General features: G+C 71.0%; 17 protein-coding genes and 1 pseudogene. 11 read left to right on the forward strand and 7 right to left on the reverse strand.

Going from position 1 to position 18654, the window contains the following annotated elements; translation table 11 throughout:
- Positions 1–77 precede the first annotated feature (77 nt).
- The 5 genes from ACFYVJ_RS09640 to ACFYVJ_RS09660 all read left to right on the forward strand — a co-directional run bounded on the left by ACFYVJ_RS09640 (position 78) and on the right by ACFYVJ_RS09660 (position 5645).
- A complete protein-coding gene (locus ACFYVJ_RS09640) occupies positions 78–668 on the forward strand; it encodes a TnsA-like heteromeric transposase endonuclease subunit (RefSeq protein ID WP_388888586.1) in 591 nt (196 codons plus the stop codon).
- Positions 665–1945, forward strand: a complete 1281-nt coding sequence (locus tag ACFYVJ_RS09645) for a TniB family NTP-binding protein (RefSeq protein ID WP_388888231.1) — start codon at positions 665–667, stop codon at positions 1943–1945. Before ACFYVJ_RS09640 ends, ACFYVJ_RS09645 begins: the two co-directional genes overlap by 4 nt.
- 34 nt (positions 1946–1979) lie before the next feature.
- The gene (locus ACFYVJ_RS09650) at positions 1980–4388 is read left to right on the forward strand and encodes a TniQ family protein (RefSeq protein WP_388888234.1); all 2409 of its coding nucleotides are present in this window, start codon (positions 1980–1982) and stop codon (positions 4386–4388) included.
- 44 nt (positions 4389–4432) lie between these two features.
- The gene (locus ACFYVJ_RS09655) at positions 4433–4774 is read left to right on the forward strand and encodes a hypothetical protein (protein ID WP_388888237.1); all 342 of its coding nucleotides are present in this window, start codon (positions 4433–4435) and stop codon (positions 4772–4774) included.
- 214 nt (positions 4775–4988) lie between these two features.
- Positions 4989–5645, forward strand: a complete 657-nt coding sequence (locus ACFYVJ_RS09660; protein WP_388888239.1) for a maleylpyruvate isomerase family mycothiol-dependent enzyme — start codon at positions 4989–4991, stop codon at positions 5643–5645.
- Between the two features lie 170 nt (positions 5646–5815).
- Here ACFYVJ_RS09660 and ACFYVJ_RS09665 read toward each other — a convergent pair whose 3' ends face one another.
- Positions 5816–6379, reverse strand: a complete 564-nt coding sequence (locus ACFYVJ_RS09665) for a dihydrofolate reductase family protein (RefSeq protein WP_388888242.1) — start codon at positions 6377–6379, stop codon at positions 5816–5818.
- Positions 6380–6706: 327 nt separating this feature from the next.
- Between ACFYVJ_RS09665 and ACFYVJ_RS09670 the strand changes: the two genes are divergently transcribed.
- On the forward strand, positions 6707–7021 hold the full coding sequence (locus ACFYVJ_RS09670) for a hypothetical protein (protein ID WP_388888589.1): 315 nt from the start codon (positions 6707–6709) through the stop codon (positions 7019–7021).
- Positions 7022–7117: 96 nt separating this feature from the next.
- Here ACFYVJ_RS09670 and def read toward each other — a convergent pair whose 3' ends face one another.
- Positions 7118–7780 (reverse strand): peptide deformylase, encoded by a 663-nt coding sequence (gene def, locus ACFYVJ_RS09675; protein ID WP_388888244.1) that lies wholly within the window; start codon positions 7778–7780, stop codon positions 7118–7120.
- 108 nt (positions 7781–7888) lie between these two features.
- Here def and ACFYVJ_RS09680 point away from each other — a divergent pair, with 108 nt between their 5' ends.
- Positions 7889–8443: a winged helix-turn-helix domain-containing protein gene (locus ACFYVJ_RS09680; protein WP_388888245.1), complete on the forward strand. Its 555-nt coding sequence runs from the start codon at positions 7889–7891 to the stop codon at positions 8441–8443.
- Between the two features lie 25 nt (positions 8444–8468).
- On the opposite strand, the gene ACFYVJ_RS09685 is transcribed toward ACFYVJ_RS09680, so the two are convergent.
- From ACFYVJ_RS09685 to ACFYVJ_RS09705, 5 genes are read right to left on the reverse strand one after another with little or no spacing between them, the layout of a single operon-like run.
- On the reverse strand, positions 8469–9146 hold the full coding sequence (locus ACFYVJ_RS09685; protein ID WP_388888247.1) for a hypothetical protein: 678 nt from the start codon (positions 9144–9146) through the stop codon (positions 8469–8471).
- Between the two features lie 22 nt (positions 9147–9168).
- Positions 9169–9888 carry an ABC transporter permease subunit gene (locus ACFYVJ_RS09690; protein ID WP_388888592.1) on the reverse strand — a complete coding sequence of 240 codons (720 nt, stop codon included), beginning with the start codon at positions 9886–9888 and terminating at the stop codon, positions 9169–9171.
- A gap of 21 nt (positions 9889–9909) precedes the next feature.
- Positions 9910–10821 (reverse strand): ABC transporter ATP-binding protein, encoded by a 912-nt coding sequence (locus ACFYVJ_RS09695; protein WP_388888249.1) that lies wholly within the window; start codon positions 10819–10821, stop codon positions 9910–9912.
- Positions 10818–11792, reverse strand: coding sequence for an ABC transporter permease (locus ACFYVJ_RS09700; protein WP_388888251.1), 975 nt, complete (start codon positions 11790–11792; stop codon positions 10818–10820). The genes ACFYVJ_RS09695 and ACFYVJ_RS09700 overlap by 4 nt, the downstream gene beginning before the upstream one ends.
- The gene (locus ACFYVJ_RS09705; protein ID WP_388888255.1) at positions 11782–12834 is read right to left on the reverse strand and encodes an ABC transporter ATP-binding protein; all 1053 of its coding nucleotides are present in this window, start codon (positions 12832–12834) and stop codon (positions 11782–11784) included. Before ACFYVJ_RS09705 ends, ACFYVJ_RS09700 begins: the two co-directional genes overlap by 11 nt.
- A 356-nt stretch (positions 12835–13190) precedes the next feature.
- On the opposite strand from ACFYVJ_RS09705, the pseudogene ACFYVJ_RS09710 reads away from it, so the two are divergent.
- The 4 genes and pseudogenes from ACFYVJ_RS09710 to ACFYVJ_RS09725 all read left to right on the forward strand — a co-directional run.
- A pseudogene (locus tag ACFYVJ_RS09710) lies at positions 13191–14015 on the forward strand (M24 family metallopeptidase); the annotation flags it as partial.
- A 164-nt stretch (positions 14016–14179) separates the two neighbouring features.
- Positions 14180–15949, forward strand: a complete 1770-nt coding sequence (locus ACFYVJ_RS09715; protein WP_388888257.1) for an SDR family oxidoreductase — start codon at positions 14180–14182, stop codon at positions 15947–15949.
- Between the two features lie 349 nt (positions 15950–16298).
- Positions 16299–17234, forward strand: coding sequence for a MerR family transcriptional regulator (locus tag ACFYVJ_RS09720; RefSeq protein ID WP_388888260.1), 936 nt, complete (start codon positions 16299–16301; stop codon positions 17232–17234).
- A 226-nt stretch (positions 17235–17460) separates the two neighbouring features.
- Entirely contained in the window at positions 17461–18651 is a 1191-nt protein-coding gene (locus ACFYVJ_RS09725) for a hypothetical protein (protein ID WP_388888263.1), read from the forward strand.
- Positions 18652–18654 lie beyond the last annotated feature (3 nt).

Raw genomic sequence — 18654 nt, forward strand, 5'->3', positions numbered from 1 at the left:
CTGAACTGCACGGGTTCGGCGAGGTGCGACCAGAGGAATTGTTCGCTGCGGCACCGTGGCGGACGTTTCGCTAGCATCTGGGCCAGGCTCACTACTCGGGAACCTACTGGTCAGCCACGGAAGCGTCGCATGTGATCTACGAGTCTCGGCTTGAGCTCAGCCGAGTCCTGTACGCCGACTTCGATCCGCGGTGCGCGCGGATCATCGCGCAGCCGTTCCACATGACAGCACATGTCGACGGGGCGAAACGCCGGCACATCCCCGACTACCTGCTGCTCACCGAGTCTGGGCCGGTGGTCGTCGACGTCAAGCCCGCGCACAAGCTGTCAGATGACAAGGTCGCCTTCAGCTTTGCCTGGTCCCGCACCGTGATCGAGTCGCGCGGCTGGCGCTACGAGGTGTGGAGCGAGCCTCCGGTCGCACAGTTGGAGAACATCCGCTTCCTGGCTGGCTATCGCCGTGGATGGTTGTTCGACCCCGAGATCTTGGCGACGCTGGACCGTGCTGATCTGCACGGCGTCACGCTGGCCGAGGCGTTCGCGACCGTGCCACAGTTCGACGCCCGCCTGGTGCGGGCCTCGGTGTTCCACCAGTTGTGGACCGGTCGCCTGGCGACGGACCTGGACCGTCCGCTCGCATCGGAGCATGTCCTACGGAGGGTGCCGTGACCGCCGGGACAGTTCGGCTTCAGGTCGGCACCCGGATGCTCTACGACGGCGAAGCGGTCGAAGTCATCGAAACCGTCGCGACGATGGCCGGCAACGAAGTCGTGCTGAAGGACCGGCTCGGACGACTCCTCCGCGTTGCCGTCAAAGAGCTGCTGTTCTCCGACCGGGCCCAGGTCGTACCTGACGGTCCAGGGGCCTCGTCGAGTGACGATAAGGAACTCAACAGCGCCGTGCTGGCCCTGTTCGCGTCATTCGCCGAGGCTCCGGACCCAGCGCGTCCACAGGACCTGACCATGGCCGAGCTCAAGCTGTTGGACGAGCAAGCGGTCGAGCGCCACAATCGCGCCCGCCGGGACTACCTTGCCAACCTGCGCCCGATCAAGACCACGCAGGCCGAGGCATTGTTCGCAGATCTGACGGAGATCTTGGAGGCCGGGCTGGAGCAGCCCAACTGGCAGGCCAAGAGCATGGCGGCCATTGATGCCTTCCCTGGCCTGGGCAAGACCACGATCGGCCTGGCGTTCGCCAAGCACGTGCACAACACGTTGATCCGGCAGTACGGGCGGTTCACCGCCACCGGCCACGAGCGGTGGCCGGTGATCCGGGTGGGCATGATGGGCGATACGGGTGTCAAGGACTTCAACTGGGCGATGCTGGAGTTCTTCGCGCACTCCGGCCGCAAGACAGGCACCGCGAGCACCTTTTTGTCCCGGGCATTGGACTGCGCGCTGTCGTGCGAATCCCGGCTGCTTCTCGTCGATGACCTGCAGTTCTTGCAGTTCCGCAGCGCGCAAGGCGCTAAGTTGAGCAACCAGTTCAAGTCCATCGCCAACGAGTTCCCGGTGATGATCCTTTTCATCGGTCACGAACTGCAGACCAAGGGACTCTACGACGACCCGCAGCTCGCATACCGGATCACGCCGCTGGAGCTGAAGGCCTTCACGATCGAGGACGAAGCCGGGCGGGAGCAATGGCGCAACTTCCTGCTCGCACTGGAGCAGCGGCTCATCCTGGCCCGCAAGCACCCCGGCATGCTTGCCAACGACCTCTCCGATCACCTCTATGCCCGCTGCCACGGGCACATCGGCTCCCTCATGACGCTCGTCCGACGCGGCTGCCAGCGAGCGTTCCACACCGGTGAGGAACGCCTGACCGTCGAGCTGATGTCGCAAGTCAAACTCGACCGGGCCGCTGAGCAGCGACGGGCCGAGTGGGAGGCCCGGCTCGCATCCGGTGCCAATTCCAGCAGGCCCGCCCGTCGCCGGAAGCGGGGATGAGGGTGGACACGAGACGGAAGCGCTGGGAGGTGCTGTGATCGCAGATCTTCCCCGCACCTTCCCGATCCGCGTCGCACCACTGCCCGGCGAGGCGCTGGACTCATGGCTGGAAGCGCTCGCACACCGCATGGACACCCGATATGGCGACGTTCTGAGTGACCTGGGTCTGACCGCTACCAGGACCGGCAGGCGCAATCTCGACCTGCCCACCGACTGGACCATCGCGCTGCTCGACCAGGAGGCGGCCAGGGTCACGCACGCTACCGGAGTCGATCGCGACCTGCTGCAGTCCATGACGTTGATGCACTTCCACGGTCGGGCGCTGCTGATCGACCCAGATACGCGGCAGGTGAATCGAAAGCGCCTGTGGGGAAGGGGCAATGGGTCACGCTACTGCCCGGACTGCCTCGCCGACAGCGGCGGCCGGTGGCAACTGGTCTGGCGCCTGGGATGGTCGTTCGCCTGCCTGCAGCACTGCCGTCTGCTGGCCGACCTGTGTCCGAACTGTCAGAGGACGCCACGTCAGCGGCTGTTTTCCCTTGAGGGCCAACCCACACCAGGACGATGTGGAACCCGGCCGTCAAGGCGCGTCGAACCCACCCCAGGGTCCGGATGCGGCCACGACCTGAGCACGGCCCACACGCTCCGCCTCCCCCGTGATCATCCAGTGCTGGCAGCGCAACACCACCTGCTCCGCACTATCGAGACCGACAGCGCCGACTTCGGCCTCTACGCGCAACTACCCCAACCAGCGAGCGTGGCGCTGTCCGAAATCCGGGCAGTCGCCGGGCGGGTACTCACCAACGTGACGGCCTCAGAAATGTCGGCGTGGGTTCCAGAAGACATTCTCAACGCCGACCGTGCTTCACAGCATCCTGACGGCGCAACCCAGCACAAGACGCTGATCCGGCCCGGGTTCATGGCGCCGCCGACCGCCATACGCACCGCAACCGCGGTCGTCGCATCGCTGAGGATCCTCGGCCAGCCCTCCCCGCCGCCAGCCATCTCCGCGATGCGCCAATTGATTGATTCATGCCGCGACAGCGCCGAGAAGACCACTGCCACCACCATCATCACCTGGGGCCGCGGCACCGGCCCCATCTTGCGATCGGTGCAGTTGGCCGCGCTCGGACCGACGATGCGCCCCAGCGACCAGCTTCGGAGGAGAACCGCATCCTTCCCCGCAAGGTCAAGAATCGACGAGCAGCAGCTCAACCGCCGCGCCCGTACACTCCCCAGCATCTTCTGGCCCTCATGGCTGGTGCGGTTGAGCCCGCCGGGTGTCTATCCACGTCTGCTGGCACCCGCATTGGCCACGGCGACTCTGCTGGTCGGCAGCAGACTCCACCTGCATGCCGCGGCGACGATGCTCGGCTCGGCAACCGACGGCCGCGTCGTGTCGCGCATGCTGCAGTTACTACAGGATCAGCAGTGCTGGGAAGCGGCGTCGGCCGCCATGGTCCGCCTCGCGGAATTCCTCGACGCCTGCGACGTCCCCATCGACTACGAGCGGCGCCGCCGACTGGACTACTCGAACCTGCTTCCGAACAGTCTGTGGGCCGAGCTCTGCCGAGATGTTGAATACCGTCCAGGAGGCGAGTTGCGGGCCCGCGTCGCGAGGTGCGTGCTCTTCCACCGCATCAGCGGGTTGCCCGTCGAGTCAGCGCCAGGGTTCGCCGACACAGAGCAAGCATCATTTCGCTCCGAGTGCGAACGCTTCGGAGAAGCCAGGCCGCCAGAGGTCGCCCATGCGCTGGACGACGTTGCGAGCGACTTTCTCGCTGCCCACGGCGCAGGACGCGAACCCGTTGCCTGGCAACCTCCGATCGCCCTGCTCGACGGCATCGACCTCCCCGGCCCCGACCCTGCCGGCATCGACATTGATCGCCTGCACGCACTCGTTCAAGGACATCGTTACTCGGCGCGATCGGCCGCCGACGCACTGGACACCAGCACCGAGGCGGTCCGCATCGTCCTCAACGAGCATCCGGCCCCCGCAGCGCCGCTGACCAAGGCACAAGAACGTGCCGCCGGACAACCGCTCCGAATCGCCCGCCAACTGCTCCCAGATCACGAATTCCGGCTCCGCTACCTCGACAACTGCCAGTCAACCAGGGCAATCGCACGAGATGTCGGCATCTCGCCAGACAATGTCCTGAGACTGGCCCACGAGTACGGCATCCCCATGCGCAAGAGCGGCCGGAGGCGGCAACATGACGAAATCGACCGGGACTGGCTCTTCGAGCAGTACGTCAACCGCCGCCGCACTCTGCCGGACCTCGCCCGGGAGAAGGGTGTGAGCAGTACCACCATGGCCAAGTGGGCTCATGAGCTCGGCATTCCAGTGCGACCGTCCGGCGGGGGGAGTCACGGAGCATATCTACAGAAAGGGAGCACGAGTGGCCGGCGCGGGCCAGGGCCATCTGACGGGATTCGACTCTGAAGGCGCCGGGTCCCCACTGCGACCGCCACGACTACCCTGTCGCAGTGACGATCTTCGAGGGTGACCATCAACCGCCGAACCTCCCAGACGCGCTCACGACATGGTTTGCCGAGAACGATGAGGTTCTCCGCACACGCGGGATCACCGCTGACCTACGGCACTCCCCAGAAGACGGCCGACTCAAAAACAGCGCATGGCTGACGGTTGAGGCCGGAAACCGGGTCGCGCAGATCACCGTTTGGAACAGTGGTGAAGCTGAACTCGACTTCGTAGACCTCGGCAGCGGTGACAACCGCCCCGAGCACCGAGACCTCCAAACCGAGCAAGAACTCCATGCCCTCGTCGGATCCATACTCGACTGGATCGTCCTCGGCACGAACGGCTGACCACGAGGATTGGACACGATTCCGCGGACAGACGTCGACGACTACTGACGCGGACTCGAAGGAAACCCCCAGCTCAACGCTCCGCCATTCGACACTCAATCGCGGAACCTACAGGGAGCGATGTCCGCTTCACACCCGCTGCGCGGGTGCGGTCGATGAGTTTGGGCGGCGACAGCAGTCTGATAGAGGACACCCGATCCCTGGAGGCTGCTCCATGGCCGAACCACACGCTCTGGAAACCCGGAAAGCTCTGGAAAGGGCGATCCACGTCGAGCGGCTGGCGCTCGCTGAAGACCTCGCCGAGCTCAGCGAGGCCCAGTGGGCGAAGGCGTCACCGTGTGAACGGTGGACCGTTGAGGAGGTCGTAGCCCATCTGACGGCAGGTGCCAGCACGAGGATGTGGCGCTGGCTGCTGAGCATGCTGGCCGCGCGGTTCGATCCCGATGTGCACAACGACCGAAGACTCGCGAACCACCGTGGTGCCACACCCGAAGAGACCCTGCGACGATTTCGCGACGTCGTCGCCGGGCCTTCCGGGCCGACAGGACATGCCGCGGCCTGGCTGGGTGAAATCGTCGTCCACGGCGAGGACATCCGCCGGCCGCTGGGCCTGGTGCGGGTACCCCCGGTGGCCGCGACGACCGCCGTGGCCCGGTTCTTCGCCAGCCGCGATTTCACCGTCGCGAGCAAGACCGCAATCGCCGGCTTGCGGGTCCAGGCCACAGACGGACCGTTCACCACCGGCTCGGGGGATCTGGTCCGGGGTCCGACCCTCTCACTGGTGATGGTGATGGCAGGCCGCGCAGCGGCCTGCGAGGACCTTGAGGGGGACGGTGTGGCGGTCCTGCGCGCCCGGCTGCGCTCGGGTTGACGAACGAGCTCAGGTTCGCTGGCACATCGGTGGCACTCATGCCGTCTTCCTGTCCGCTCTGGCGACCCGGATCAACCGGCTCGCAGCGGACCTCGGACAGCCCCTCTCCGAGTGGGCAGGCCCTGATTGCAGGATCTCGCGGCTGATGCCGTCACCGAGTGGGGTGCTGCTCAGCGCCTCGTCTCGTACCTGGTCAGGATCACGCCGCCGGGGAACGTCCGCGTCTCCACCAGGTTGAGGTTGACCCAGTTGTCGACCGCGGTGAAGAACGGCGTGCCGCCGCCCACCAGGACCGGCGCGGTGACCAGCACGTACTCGTCGATCAGCCCGGCCCGCATGGCGGCCCCGGCGAGCGTCGCGCCGCCGATGTCCATCGGGCCGCCGTCCTCGGCCTTGAGCCGGGTTATCTCGGTGACCGCGTCGCCGGTGACCAGGCGGGTGTTCCAGTCGACCTTGTCGATCGTGGAGGAGAACACCACCTTCGACATGTCCCGCCAGCGGCGCGCGAACTCGATGTGCGCCGGGGTGGCGTCGGGCTGCTGGTCGCCGGTCGGCCAGTGGGAGCTCATCCCCTGCCAGAGCTTGCGCCCGTACAGCGTCAGGTCGGTCGCCAGCAACTGGTCGGACCAGAACTGGAACCACTCGTCGCTCGGCACGCCCCAGCCGATGTCGTCGCCGGGCGCGGCGATGTAGCCGTCCAGACTCAGGTTCATGCCGTAGATCAGTTTCCGCATGGCGCCAGCCTTCCGTGGGTCGGTCTCCCGCGTACAGACCGGCGCGGCGCGGGAAACTCATCGGTGCGCGTTCTCCCGGCACCTTCGATCCCGGAGACCCTGGGACCGCCGACGCTGTCAGTGGCACCTCCTACTATCCGGACCATGGGCATGTTGGGGGAGTACGCGCGGGTCACGCCGGCCGCGTTGGGCTAGGAGCGGGGAGCATGGTCCGGCTCAGCGCTGGCGCATGATGTGGCGCACCGGACGCCTGGGGGAGACGTACGCGGAGGTCCGTGGGGACAGGAGGAGCCGGTGGCAGAGGGCGGACGGCAGCTCTTCCAGTGGATGCGCTGCCACTGGGAGGAAGAGGACATCCGGTTCTACTTCGAGATCGACGCCGACGGCATCGTGACGCGCCAGGTCGAGCTTCAGGGCCCGATGCTCACCCCGATCGCGGCAGCGTCCCTCGGCGAGTGGCAGCATGCGCGGGACGCCGGCCGCCTTGCCGACTACGAGAAGACGTACGGCCTCACCGCCGAACCACCCGTTTCGGAGTGGGAAGGCCACCATCCCGAGCCGCTGACCGCCGAAGAGTTCGAGGCGGTCTGGGACACCGCCCGCCGCCGGCGCCGGGCCTGTGGCGACGCCTGGGGCCGCTGATGGAATGAGCGTTGCCCGCGGCCTGCCGTGCGAGCACCCGCGGCCAGCCTCAGGGCTGCGTTCGAGGGCACGCGCCCGAGGTGCGGGCGGAGGTGCTCACTTGCCCAGGGCGGCGGCTCTGGTGGCGCGTTGGGCGAAGACCTCCTCGCGGTTCGCCTCCATCTGGCGCAGCGCGTTCTTGCGGTCCCGTCTGGAGAGGCGGTCGAGGTACGTGTGACCGGCGAGGTGGTCGGTCTCGTGCTGGAGGCAGCGGGCGAAGAACCCGGTTGCCTCGATGACGAGGGGGTTGCCGTCCTTGTCGAGTCCGCGGGCGGTGGCGCGGTCGGTGCGGGGGACCGGCAGGCCGGCGCCGGGCACGGAGAGGCAGCCCTCGTAGTCGTCGAGGAGGCGGCGGTCGGCGGGGCCGGGCAGGTCCACGACCGGGTTGAGGAGATGGCCGATATGCCGGACGCCCTCGTCGTCCGGGCAGTCGTACACGAAGAGCCGCAGGTCTACGCCGACTTGGTTGGCGGCGAGGCCGGCGCCTTCGGCCACGTACATGGTCAGGAACATGTCGTCGATCAGCGCCGAGAGCTCCGGGGTCCCGAACTCCGTCACGTCCCGGCACGGGCGGCTCAGCACCTCCTCGCCCACGACCGTCACCCGGCGCACCGATCCCCGGGCCGCCTCCGGTGGCAGGGCCGGGTGGCTGTCCACCGGGCGGCCCTGTACGCGGACGCGCGGGCCGGCGGGGCGGGACCGTTCGTCGCGAACAGACATGACTTCTCCCTCTTCCGTGCACGCCGCGGCGATGCCGGTGCCGCCGGCGCACGCCTGGCCAAGGGCTACCCCTTGCCAACTCCTTTGCAAACTAGCAGACTTTGCAAAGTGACTGAAGACGACGCCGCCACCCACGCACAACTGCGCGTACACCCGGTCCGTACCGCCCTGTTGGACCTCCTCGCCGAAGTCGGCACCGTCACCGCGACCGAGGCCGCCGACCGGCTCGGCTACAGCTCCGGCCTCTGCTCCTTCCACCTGCGGCAGCTCGCCCGCCACGGATACGTCGAGGAGGTCCCCACCCGCGGCGGCCGCGCGCGCCCCTGGCGCCTGGCGCGGCCCGCCGCCGCTGCCGCGAGCCCCGCCGACGAGCAGTTCGGCGATCTGGCCCGCGGGTTGGAGGACGAGAGCTGGCAGCGCTGGCTGGCCCGGCGGGACGAGGCGCCGACCGCGTGGCGGCGGGACGAAGCCTTTAGCGCCGTCGCCTATCTGACGCCCGGGGAGATGAGCCGGGTCGCGGACGCGATCCGCCGGGCGCTCCTTCCGTACCAGGACCGCGAGCAACGCCCCCTGGCGCGGCCCGCCGACGCCCGGCCCGTGGCCCTCGTCACCCGGCTCTTCCCCCTGCTGCCCGACCCCCGCGACGGCCAGGACCAGGATTGAGCCGCCGCGAGCCGCCGTTAAGCAGTCAGTCCAGACCGGCGCGGCGGAGTACGAGCCCGTAGTGCTCTGGGTCGGCCAGGATGAGGCTCCTGGCCCGTTCGTGGTCCGCCCGGAGGTGATCCGGCCAGGCGTCGGGATCCAGCGGGATCCACAGCGCGAGGTCCAGCCGCGCCGCGGGGTCTTCGCAGGTCAGGAAGGCGGTCAGGACCGCCTCCCGGTAGGCGGCGCGCACGTCGGCGAGCGCGTCGAAGACGGCCTGGCTCTCCGGGCTCGGCGTTCCGCTTCGTACGCCCTCCGCGGACGCGAAGCGCAGCGGAGGTCCGGAGAAGTACCAGGCCATGGTGGCCCCGGTCTTCTCCGCGGGCGTGCCGGTGCGGACGTAGGAGACGATCCGCTCCTGCGTCCAGCGGTGCCCGAGGGCTGTGACCAGGGGGCGTACGAGTTGGTTGACGCCGCTGCGGCAGTGGTCGAGAACCGCGGCCTGGAGGAGCGGTTCCGCGTGCCGGCGCGTGCGGTCGGGGTCGGCCCCGGCGGCCCGGCCGATCTCCCAGCGCTTGACCTCGCACCGGCGGTACGCGCTCTCCCCCGCCCCGTCCGGAACGGCCCAGGCGGGGCTGAAGAGTTCCAGCAGCCCGTCAAGTCGCGGTTCGAACGCGGCTGTACGGGCCGGAGGATCCGGAATCATCTCGAACGTCTCAGGCATCACCCGCCCCCCGCCCTGGAATCTACTCCTCGCCCGCCAGTGTCAGCGACCGCAGCCGCTGGGCGGCGAACCACGTCGCGCCCGCCGTGACCACGACCAGCAGGACCGTCGCCACCGGCAGCGCCACGTCGGAGACCACGTGGCCGCCCTGGCCGATCCTCTCGCCCACCGCCAGCGCCCACTGCTGGATGCTGAGCGTCTTCACGCCGTCGACGAGACTGCCGAGCAGGGCCTCCCACACCAGCGCGTAGACGAGTCCGAAGACCACCGCGTGCCGCGAGATGGTGCCGAGCATCAGGAAGAAGGCGGCGTACGCGACGGAGGCGACCGCCGCGGCCAGGGCGTACGCGACCGCCAGGCGGCTGCCGTTGCCGCCGAGGATGAACCCGGCGACCAGCGTGGGGAGCGCGGAGAACGCCACGGTCACGCTGACCGCGACGATCAGCTTGGTGAGGATGATCGTCGGGCGCGGCACGGGCTTCGCGAGCAGATAGACGATCGAACTGTCGTCGATCTCCGGGCCGATGGCGCCCGTGCCGGCGATGACGCCGATGAGCGGCACCATGGTCGCCAGCGCGAAACCGCCCAGGAGGTCGGCGGTGACCTCGTCGTCGGCGCCGACGAGGGCGCGTACGACGATGGCGATGACGATGAGCAGCACCGGCAGCAGGAGCAGGATGAGCGCCCGGCGGCGGCCGAGGATGGCCCGCTGGGTGAGCCGGGCGACGGTGGGGTGGTACAGCATCGCGTTCTTCGCTCCTTCTCAGGCCGCGACCAGGTACGAGAAGACGGATTCGAGGGACTCGTCGGAGGGCGAGACCTCGTAGAGGCGGATGCCGTGGTCCCTGGCGACGCGCGGCAGCAGCTCGGTGAAGCGGGCGAAGTCGACGGCCTGGACGTGCAGGACGCCGTCGCGCCGGTCGAGTTCGAGCCCGGCGGTGGACGGGTCGGCGATCAGCGCGGAGGCGAGCGCGCGGTCGTCGCTGGAGCGTACGGCGTAGTGGTGCGGGCGGTCGGTCATCAGCCTGCGGATCTTGCGGAAGTCGCCGGAGGCGGCGTGCCGGCCGGCGACGATCACCTCGATGTGCGCGGCGAGTTGCTCGACCTCCTCCAGGATGTGCGAGGAGAACAGCACGGTGCGGCCGGCGGCGCCCATCTGCCGTAGCAGGTCCATGAGGTGCATGCGCTGGCGCGGGTCCATACCGTTGAACGGCTCGTCGAGGAGCAGCACGTCGGGCTCGTGGACGAGCGCGGACGCCATCTTCACGCGCTGGCGCATGCCTTTGCTGTACGTGCTGATGCGGCGGTTCTGCGCGTACTCCATCTCGACCGTGGCCAGCGCCTTGCGCGCGGCTTCGGCGCCGAGGCCGTGCAGCTCGGCGTTGGCGAGGACGAACTCGCGGCCGGTGAGGAAGTCGTACATCGCCTCGCGCTCGGGGACAAGCCCGATCTGCTTGTAGACCCGCTCGTTGCGCCAGATGCGCACACCGTCGAGGGTGACCGCCCCCGTGGAGGGGGAGAGGAAGCCGGCCATCATGTTGATGAGGGTCGACTTTCCGGCGCCGTTGGGGCCGAGGAGGCCCGTGACGCCGGGGCCGATGGCCATGGTCACGTCGTTGACGGCGACGACGTTGCCGAACCAGCGGGAGACGCTGTCGATCCGGATGGTGGTCACAGCCCGGCCTTTCGGTAGCGGCGCAGCAGGAAGAGGAAGCAGCCCGCGGCGAGTGCGAACGTGACCAGCAGCGCGGCGGCGCCGGCCGCGGTGGACGGGTCGACGGGCTCGGGGGAGGCGGTGGCGGGGGTCGCGCCGAGGAACGTCGACTGGACGTTGTCGATCAGCCCGATCGGCGAGAAGAGCGCGAACCAGCCGATGGCGCCGAGGTTGTCCTGCTCCCACGCGATGCCCTGCAGCGCGCTGACCGCGCCGAACGGCACGGTGAACGCGGCGATGACGGCGGCGACGCCGAAGCCGCGGCGCGGGGTGAGGGCGGCGATGGCCAGGCCGATGCCGGCGAAGAGGACCGACAGCAGGGCGGCCGAGAGGAGCGCCTGTGCGAAGCCCTTGGTCTGGTCGGTGAAGTCGAGCTTCGCCAGCAGCGCGCCGACGTAGAGGATCAGCAGCGGGGTGGCGGTGAGGATGAAGAGCGCGGAGGCCATCGCCGCGTACTTCGCGGAGACGTAGTCGAGGCGCTCGACGGGGCGGGAGAAGTAGAGCGGGACCGTACGGAACCGCAGGTCGCGGGAGACGGACACGGGGGCCTGGGCGGCGATGAAGAGGAAGATGACGGGCTGGAGGTAGATCGCGTAGTCGGTGTACTCCAGCGGCAGTTCGTCCATGCTCGTGCCGATGGCGACGGCGACGAGGATGAGCGCGACCAGGCACATGATGCCGAAGAGGAGCGCGGGCGGGACCTTGGACTTGGCGGAGCGGCCGAGGCCGTACGCGGCGCGCAGGGACTGGGTGAACAGGGAGCGGCGGGCGTAGCCGCGGCCGAGGCGGGGGCCGTCGTAGTGGCGGTAGCCGATGTCGTGGATGACGTCGGTGGCGGCCGGGGTGCTCGGGCTCGTGCCGGGGGCCTCGGCGGTGGCGCCGGGTTTGCCGGTGGCGCCGGGGTTTCCGGTGGCGGGCGCGTCAGTGGGCATGAGGGCTTCCTGCGGGGTCGGTCGCGGACGTGCTCGCGGGGGGGCTGGGGTTCGGGCTCGGGTTCTCGCTCCGGTTCCCGGCCGCGTTCGGGCTCACCGTCGTGCTCGCCGGGAGGGTGTCGTCGTCGCGGAAGATCTCCGCGATCCGGTGCCGGCGCTGCTCCATGCGCACCAGCCCGAGGCCGAGCCCGGCCACCGCGTCCCGTACGACGTCGTACGTGCCGTCGTCCTCGGCCTCGACGTACAGCAGCCGGCCGTCCGCGTTGATCCCCAGGCCCGCGCCCGCGAGCGCCTTGCGCAGGGTGGCGGTGCCGTCGGGGTGGGCGTCGGTGTCGGTCACCTCGACCGCGAGGATGGCGGTGCTCTGCGTGAAGTCGCTGGTGGAGCTGGAGCGCAGCAGCCGCCCGCCGTCGATGACGACGACGTGGTCGCAGGTGCGCTCCAGCTCGCCGAGGAGGTGCGAGGTGACGAGGACGGAGATGCCGAAGTCGGCGTGTACGCGGCGGATGAGGCCGAGCATGTCGTCGCGGCCGACGGGGTCGAGGCCGTTGGTCGGCTCGTCGAGGAAGACGAGCTGCGGGTCGTGCACGAGGGCCTGGGCGAGCTTGACGCGCTGCTTCATGCCGGTCGAGTAGCCGCCGATGGGGCGGTAGCGCTCCTCGTACAGGCCGACGTGGCGCAGGGTGTCGGCGGTGCGCTCGCGGGCCGCGGTGGCGGGCAGGCCGGACATGCGCGCCATGTGCACGACGAACTCCGTGGCGGAGACGTCGGGCGGCAGGCAGTCGTGTTCCGGCATGTAGCCGACGCGCTCGCGGATGGTGGCGGCGGTGTCGCTGCCGGCGGCCACGTCGAGGCCGAGCACGGTGGCGGAGCCCTCGGAGGCGGGCGAGAGCCCGAGCAGGATCTTGATCAGCGTGGACTTGCCGGCGCCGTTGGCGCCGACCAGGCCCGTGACCCCGGGGCCGATGTCGAGGGTGAGCCCGTCGAGTGCGGTGACCCGGGGAAACCGTTTGCTCAGATTCTCGGTGGCGATGACTGTCACGCTGCACGACGGTAGTGGCGCCGGGGCGCGGGGTCGTCAGACCTGGCGATGGTTGCCGGATACGACCGGGGAGGGACGGACCCGTAGGGGGAAGGGGCCGGGAACCCTGAGGTTACCGACGGTATCCACAGGGCGACTGCGGGCATTGACGGAGCCATGGAGCGATGTCACAGTCGTCGGTGTCAGCTTTCGGGACGGGTCGGGCTTCGGGTGAAGTCGGGCCGGGCAGGGTGGATTTGGGGCGGCCCGGGCGAGGGGCGCTGACTGCGGCGGTGCGGGTCGGCTGCGGTTTCAGGCGCTGTTCCGGGTGCGGCTTCGGGTGCGGAATCCGGTTGGCGGAAGGGAGGGGCGGACTGATGACACTCACCGGGTCCTCGGCGGCTCTGCGGGGGTTCAAAAGCGTGCAGCGGCTGGCGTACGAGTGCGCGGAGGCGGTGGCGGCGCAGCTCCGGCCGGGCGTCACGGAGCGGGAGGCGGCGCGGATGCAGCGGGAGTGGCTGCGCGAGCGCGGCGTGCGGGACTGGTTCCACCTGCCGTTCGCGTGGTTCGGCGACCGGACGGCGTTCGCGGGCTTCCGGGTGCCGCTGCAGTTCTTCCCGACCAACCGGGAGCTGGCGCCGGGTATGCCGTTCATCCTCGACCTCGCGCCGGTGCACGGCGGGCACACGGCCGACGTGGGGTATTCCGGCTCCCTCGGGCCGAACCCCGTGCACGACCGGCTGATGCGCGACCTTCGGGTGCACAGGGAGCTGATCCTGCGCGAGGTCCGCGAGCGCCGCCCGCTGCGGGAGATATACGAGGACGTGGAGCGCCTCATGGTCCGCCAGGGCTATCACAACCGGCACCGGGCCTATCCGTTCGGCGTCATCGCGCACAAGGTCGACCGCGTCCGGGAGCGGCGCTTTTCGCCGCACGTGTTCGGCTTCGGCGCGCAGAGCCTGAAGGGCCTGGCGAAGGACGCGCTGCGCGGGCACCGCGAGGGCTGGTCGCCGCTGTGGAGTCCGTACCGGTTCTCGCAGCATCCGCCGCGGCCGGGGCTGTGGGCGGTGGAGCCGCACCTGGGCTTCCGGGGCACGGGGGCGAAGTTCGAGGAGCTGCTGGTGGTGACGGACTCGCGGGACGCGGAGGAGAGCGCCTTCTGGCTCGACGACGACCTGCCGCATGTGCGGCGGTGGCAGGAGGCGGAGGCGGACCGGGAGCTGGCGGAGGACCGGGCGGGCGACGAGACGCCGGACCCCGGGGCAGGCGAGGCGGCGGCCCCGGCGCGGGACCGGGCGCCGGACCCGGCGCCGGGCGGCCGGCAGGGCGAAGTGCAGGGGCGGGCGCAGGAGAAGGGGTGGGTGGCATGAGCGAGTGGGGCGGCGTGCCCGTACGGGAGCGGTGGGTCAGGACCGCCGGGGTCGAGCTGTGCCTGGCGGAGCTGGGGGACGCCGGGCAGCCGACGGTCGTGCTGCTGCACGGCTACCCGGACAGCAAGGAGGTGTGGTCGCAGGTCGCGTCCCGGCTGGCCGAGCGCTTCCACGTCGTGCTGTACGACGTCCGCGGCCACGGCCGCTCCACCGCGCCGAAGCCGCTGAAGGGCGGCTTCACGCTGGAGAAGCTCACGGACGACTTCCTCGCCGTGCTCGACGCCGTCAGCCCGGACCGCCCGGTGCACCTCGTGGGGCACGACTGGGGCTCGGTGCAGGGCTGGGAGTTCACCACGGTGGAGCGGACGGAAGGCCGTATCGCGTCGTTCACCTCCCTCTCCGGCCCGTCCCTCGACCACTTCGGGCACTGGATCAACGGCCGGCTGCGCCGCCCCACCCCGCGGCGGGCGGGCCAACTGCTCGGCCAGACCGCCAAGTCCTGGTACGTGTATCTGCTGCACACCCCCGTCCTGCCCGAGCTTGCCTGGCGCGGTCCGCTCGGCGCGCGCTGGCCTGAGGTCCTGCGCCGGCTGGAGAAGGTCCCGGGCGACGGCTATCCCACGGCCTCCCTGGGGGACGACGCGGCGCACGGCGCCTGGCTCTACCGGGACAACGTCCGCGCCCGGCTGCGCCGCCCGCGGGCCGACGCCTACGCCCACGCGCCGGTGCAGCTCATCACCCCCCTCGGCGACGCCTTCCTCTCGCCGAGCCTCTACGACGACCTGGACCGCTGGGTGCCGCAGTTGCTGCGGCGCACGATCGACGCCCGGCACTGGGTCCCGCGCACCCGGCCCGACCAGCTCGCCGCGTGGATCGGCGAGTTCGTCCTCGCCCACGAGGACGGCACGCCGGCGGCGGAGATCGTCCCCGATGGGCCGTACGCGGACCGGTTCGGCGGCCGGCTGGTGCTGATCACCGGCGCGGGCAGCGGCATCGGGCGGGCCACCGCGTTCGCCTTCGCGGAGGCCGGCGCGCGGATCGTGGCGGCGGACGTCGACGCCGAGGGGGCGGCCACGACGGCCGAGTTGTGCCGGATGATCGGCGCGGCGGAGGCGTGGCCCGAGGCCGTGGACGTCGCGGACGAGGAGGCGATGGAGAAGTTCGCCGAGCGGGTCGCCTCTTCGTACGGGGTGGTGGACGTGCTGGTGAACAACGCGGGGGTCGGCCTGTCCGGCCCGTTCCTCGACACCTCGACGGCGGACTGGCGCCGGGTGCTGGACGTCAACCTGTGGGGTGTCATCCACGGCTGCCGGCTCTTCGGCAGGCAGATGGCCGAGCGCGGCCAGGGCGGGCACATCGTCAACACCGCCTCGGCCGCCGCCTACGCCCCGTCGCGGACCCTGCCCGCGTACGCCACGTCGAAGGCCGCGGTGCTGATGCTCTCGGAGTGCCTGCGCGCGGAGCTGTCGGGGCAGGGGATCGGGGTCTCGGCCGTCTGCCCCGGCTTCGTGCACACCAACATCACGGCCACCACGCGGTTCGCCGGCGTCTCCGAGGAGGAGGAGCGGCGGCGGCGGAAGAGCGCGCACCGCTGGTACGGGAAGCGGAACTACCCCGCGGAGAAGGTCGCCGACGCCGTGCTGCGCGCGGTCGCGCGCAACCAGGCGGTGGTGCCGGTCACGCCGGAGGCACGGGGCTCGCGGCTGCTGGCGCGGGTCGCGCCGCGGGCGCTGCGGGCGATAGCCCGGGTGGAGCCGAAGATCTAGCGCGGATCCACGGGGCGCGCCGGCTTCCGGCTTCCGGATCCCGGCCTCCCGGATCCCGGCTTTCGGCACCCGGATCCTGACTCCCGTCCGCCTCCTGCCCGTTCCCGTACGCCGGGCCGACGTCTCCGTCTGCCGTCCACCACCCGACCGGATCCATCTGCCTTTCAGGAGCCGCATCATGAGCACCGAAGCACGTCCCCCGCCCGCCGGGCGCGGCGCGAGCAGGCCGCCCCAGGTGTCGTTCGGCCGGCTGGAGCCTGCGGTGTACGCGCCGGCCGTACCATCCCTCCCAAGAGGGCTCGCCGCGGCGGCGAGCGGGCCGGGGGACGGGCCGAGGGGCAGGCGAGCGGTGCTGGAGCAGCAGACGGCCGGCGAGTACCGGATCGAGGGTCTGGCGCAGGCCAGCGGCACGACCGTACGCACCATCCGCGCGTACGCCGACCGCGGGCTGCTGCCCCGGCCGGAGCGGCGGGGGCGTACCAACGTCTACGGCGAGGAACACCTCGCCCGGCTGCGGCAGATAGCCGGCCTCCTCGACCGCGGCTACACCCTGGCGTCCATCAAGGAACTGCTGGAGGCGTGGGACGAGGGCCGGGGGCTCGGCGGTGTGCTGGGCCTGGTCGCCGAGGTGCAGGGGCCGTGGACCGACGAGGAGTCCGGGCAGTTGAGCCGGGCGGAGCTGGCGGAGCTGTTCGGCGGGGCGGCGGACGAGTCCGCGGTCGAGGAGGCCGTCGAGCTGGGCGTGCTGGAGCGGGTGCCGGGCGAGCCGGAGATGTTCCTCGTGCCCAGCCCGCAGCAGCTCACGGTCGCCGCGGAACTGCACGCGGCGGGCGTCCCGTTCCCCGCCATCACCGGCCACCTGCGCGAACTGCGGCTGCGGGTGGAGGAGATAGCGGCGGGCCTGCTCGACTTCACCGCCGAGCATGTCTTCCAGCGCTATCTCGACCATCCGCCGTCGGACGCGGAGGCGGCCGAGGCCGCCGGGCTCGTCCGCCGGCTGCGGCCGCTGGCGCAGCAGACGATGGACGCGGAGCTGGCCCGCGCGATGCGCACCCTGGCCACGCGCCAGCTCCACGAACACCTCGCGGGACCGCCCCAGCCCCAGGCGGCCGCCCCTGCGACGGTTCCGGTGAGCCTGCCGGCGGCCACGGTGGCGGCGGTCCGCGATCTGGTCGGGCCGGCGGCGACGGCGGAGTTCGTCACGTCGGCGACGGAACGGGAGGTCCACAAGCGCCGCATGGACACCCTGGCGGGCGGCGCGGGCCGGGAGGACGGCGCGGGCTGAGCGGCGCGGCCAAGTGCCGGAGGGCGAGCGCCGGGCGAGGGTCCGCCCCTTGCCTCTCGCTCACCCGAGGGACGCCCGCGCGTAGCGCCACGGCACGGTCTTCGCCGCCCGGACCGTTCCCGAACCCGGCTCCGGCGCCCGGCTCCGGCGCGGCGGGGCGCGGGGGTTGACCCCTGGTTACTCGCGGGTCACTCTGGGTCAGCCGTACAACGGGAGGAGAACACCCATGCGCAGACGCAGCTTTGTCAGAGGGTTAACCGCCACGACCGCCGCCACCGGGCTCGGCCTCACCGCCGCCGGACACGGCCACGCCGCCGCCACCGCCGCCGCCACCGCCACCGACGGCCGGTCCGGCGCCGGGGTCCGGCCGCGGGCCGCCTGGGCGGAGGTTGCCGTACCGGCCGGGGCGCCCGCCGTCCTGCTCAGCGCCGTCGCCGCCGCGGGGCCCGATCTCGCGTGGGCCGTCGGTGAGGAGGCCCGTAGCGGCTCGACGTCCGGCCGGCCCGTGGCCCGTACCTGGGACGGCTCCGCCTGGCGGGCCACCGATGTCTCGCACCTCGCCTTCGCCGGCAGTATCCGCAACGTCGCCGCCGCCCCCGCGGGCGCCGCGGGAGCGGTCGCGGCCTGGGCCGTGGCGTACGACCGGGCCGGTGCCGACCACCTCCTCGCCTGGGACGGCGCGACCTGGCGCGAGCACGACTTCCCCGGACGAGGCGAGTCCGGTACGGAGTTGTGGGCCGTCGCCGTCGCGCAGGACGGCACCGTCCGGATCTCCGGTACCCGGGACGGCGCCTCCCGCGTGCTGCGTTCCGGCGACGCGGCAGGCACCCGCTGGAGCTGGTCGCCGCCGCTGCCCACCGACGACGGCTCCGTCCCCAGCCTGTGGAACGTCCACGTCGACCGCGCCGGTGCCACCTGGGTCTCCGGTGACGTCGTCGTCGCCCGGTACGACGACCGCTCCTGGCTCGTCCTGCCCCGGCTCGCCGGACTGCGCCTGTCCGTCACCGACCTGTTCCCCGTCGCCCCCGACGACATCTGGCTCACCGGCCACGACTTCGGCGTCGGCGGCCCGCCCGGCAAGCCGCCGAGCGTCGTCCTGCGCCACTACGACGGCACGGCGTGGAGCGACGTCGCCGCCCCCTTCACCGTCGGCTCCCTCGGGGCCATCGCCCCCGACGCCGCCGGCCGCCCCGCCGTCATCGCCGGCTGGGACTTCTGGGACGGCACCAGCGCCCACTACCTCCGCTGGGACGGCACCGCTTGGACCAGCGAGCGCGGCCCCGCGGCCGCCCAGGGCATCACCCCCGTGATGTCCGCCCTCGCGCCCATACCCGGCACGGCCGGCTTCTGGTCGGCCGGCACCACGGCGCAGTCGCCGTTCCCGCCCGCCCAGGCGCGGATCGAGCGCTACGGCTGACGG

This window comes from Streptomyces sp. NPDC004134 (assembly GCF_042874195.1).
Classification (GTDB): Bacteria; Actinomycetota; Actinomycetes; order Streptomycetales; family Streptomycetaceae; genus Streptomyces.

Excerpts from the sequence above, each read along its gene's own strand:
- ACFYVJ_RS09725 (WP_388888263.1), top strand. The coding sequence starts at position 17,461 with ATGCGCAGACGCAGCTTTGTCAGAGGGTTAACCGCCACGACCGCCGCC.
- ACFYVJ_RS09665 (WP_388888242.1), bottom strand. The coding sequence starts at position 6,379 with ATGCGGAAACTGATCTACGGCATGAACCTGAGTCTGGACGGCTACATC.
- ACFYVJ_RS09670 (WP_388888589.1), top strand. The coding sequence starts at position 6,707 with ATGCGCTGCCACTGGGAGGAAGAGGACATCCGGTTCTACTTCGAGATC.
- ACFYVJ_RS09685 (WP_388888247.1), bottom strand. The coding sequence starts at position 9,146 with ATGCCTGAGACGTTCGAGATGATTCCGGATCCTCCGGCCCGTACAGCC.
- ACFYVJ_RS09700 (WP_388888251.1), bottom strand. The coding sequence starts at position 11,792 with ATGCCCACTGACGCGCCCGCCACCGGAAACCCCGGCGCCACCGGCAAA.
- ACFYVJ_RS09715 (WP_388888257.1), top strand. The coding sequence starts at position 14,180 with ATGAGCGAGTGGGGCGGCGTGCCCGTACGGGAGCGGTGGGTCAGGACC.
- ACFYVJ_RS09660 (WP_388888239.1), top strand. The coding sequence starts at position 4,989 with ATGGCCGAACCACACGCTCTGGAAACCCGGAAAGCTCTGGAAAGGGCG.
- def (WP_388888244.1), bottom strand. The coding sequence starts at position 7,780 with ATGTCTGTTCGCGACGAACGGTCCCGCCCCGCCGGCCCGCGCGTCCGC.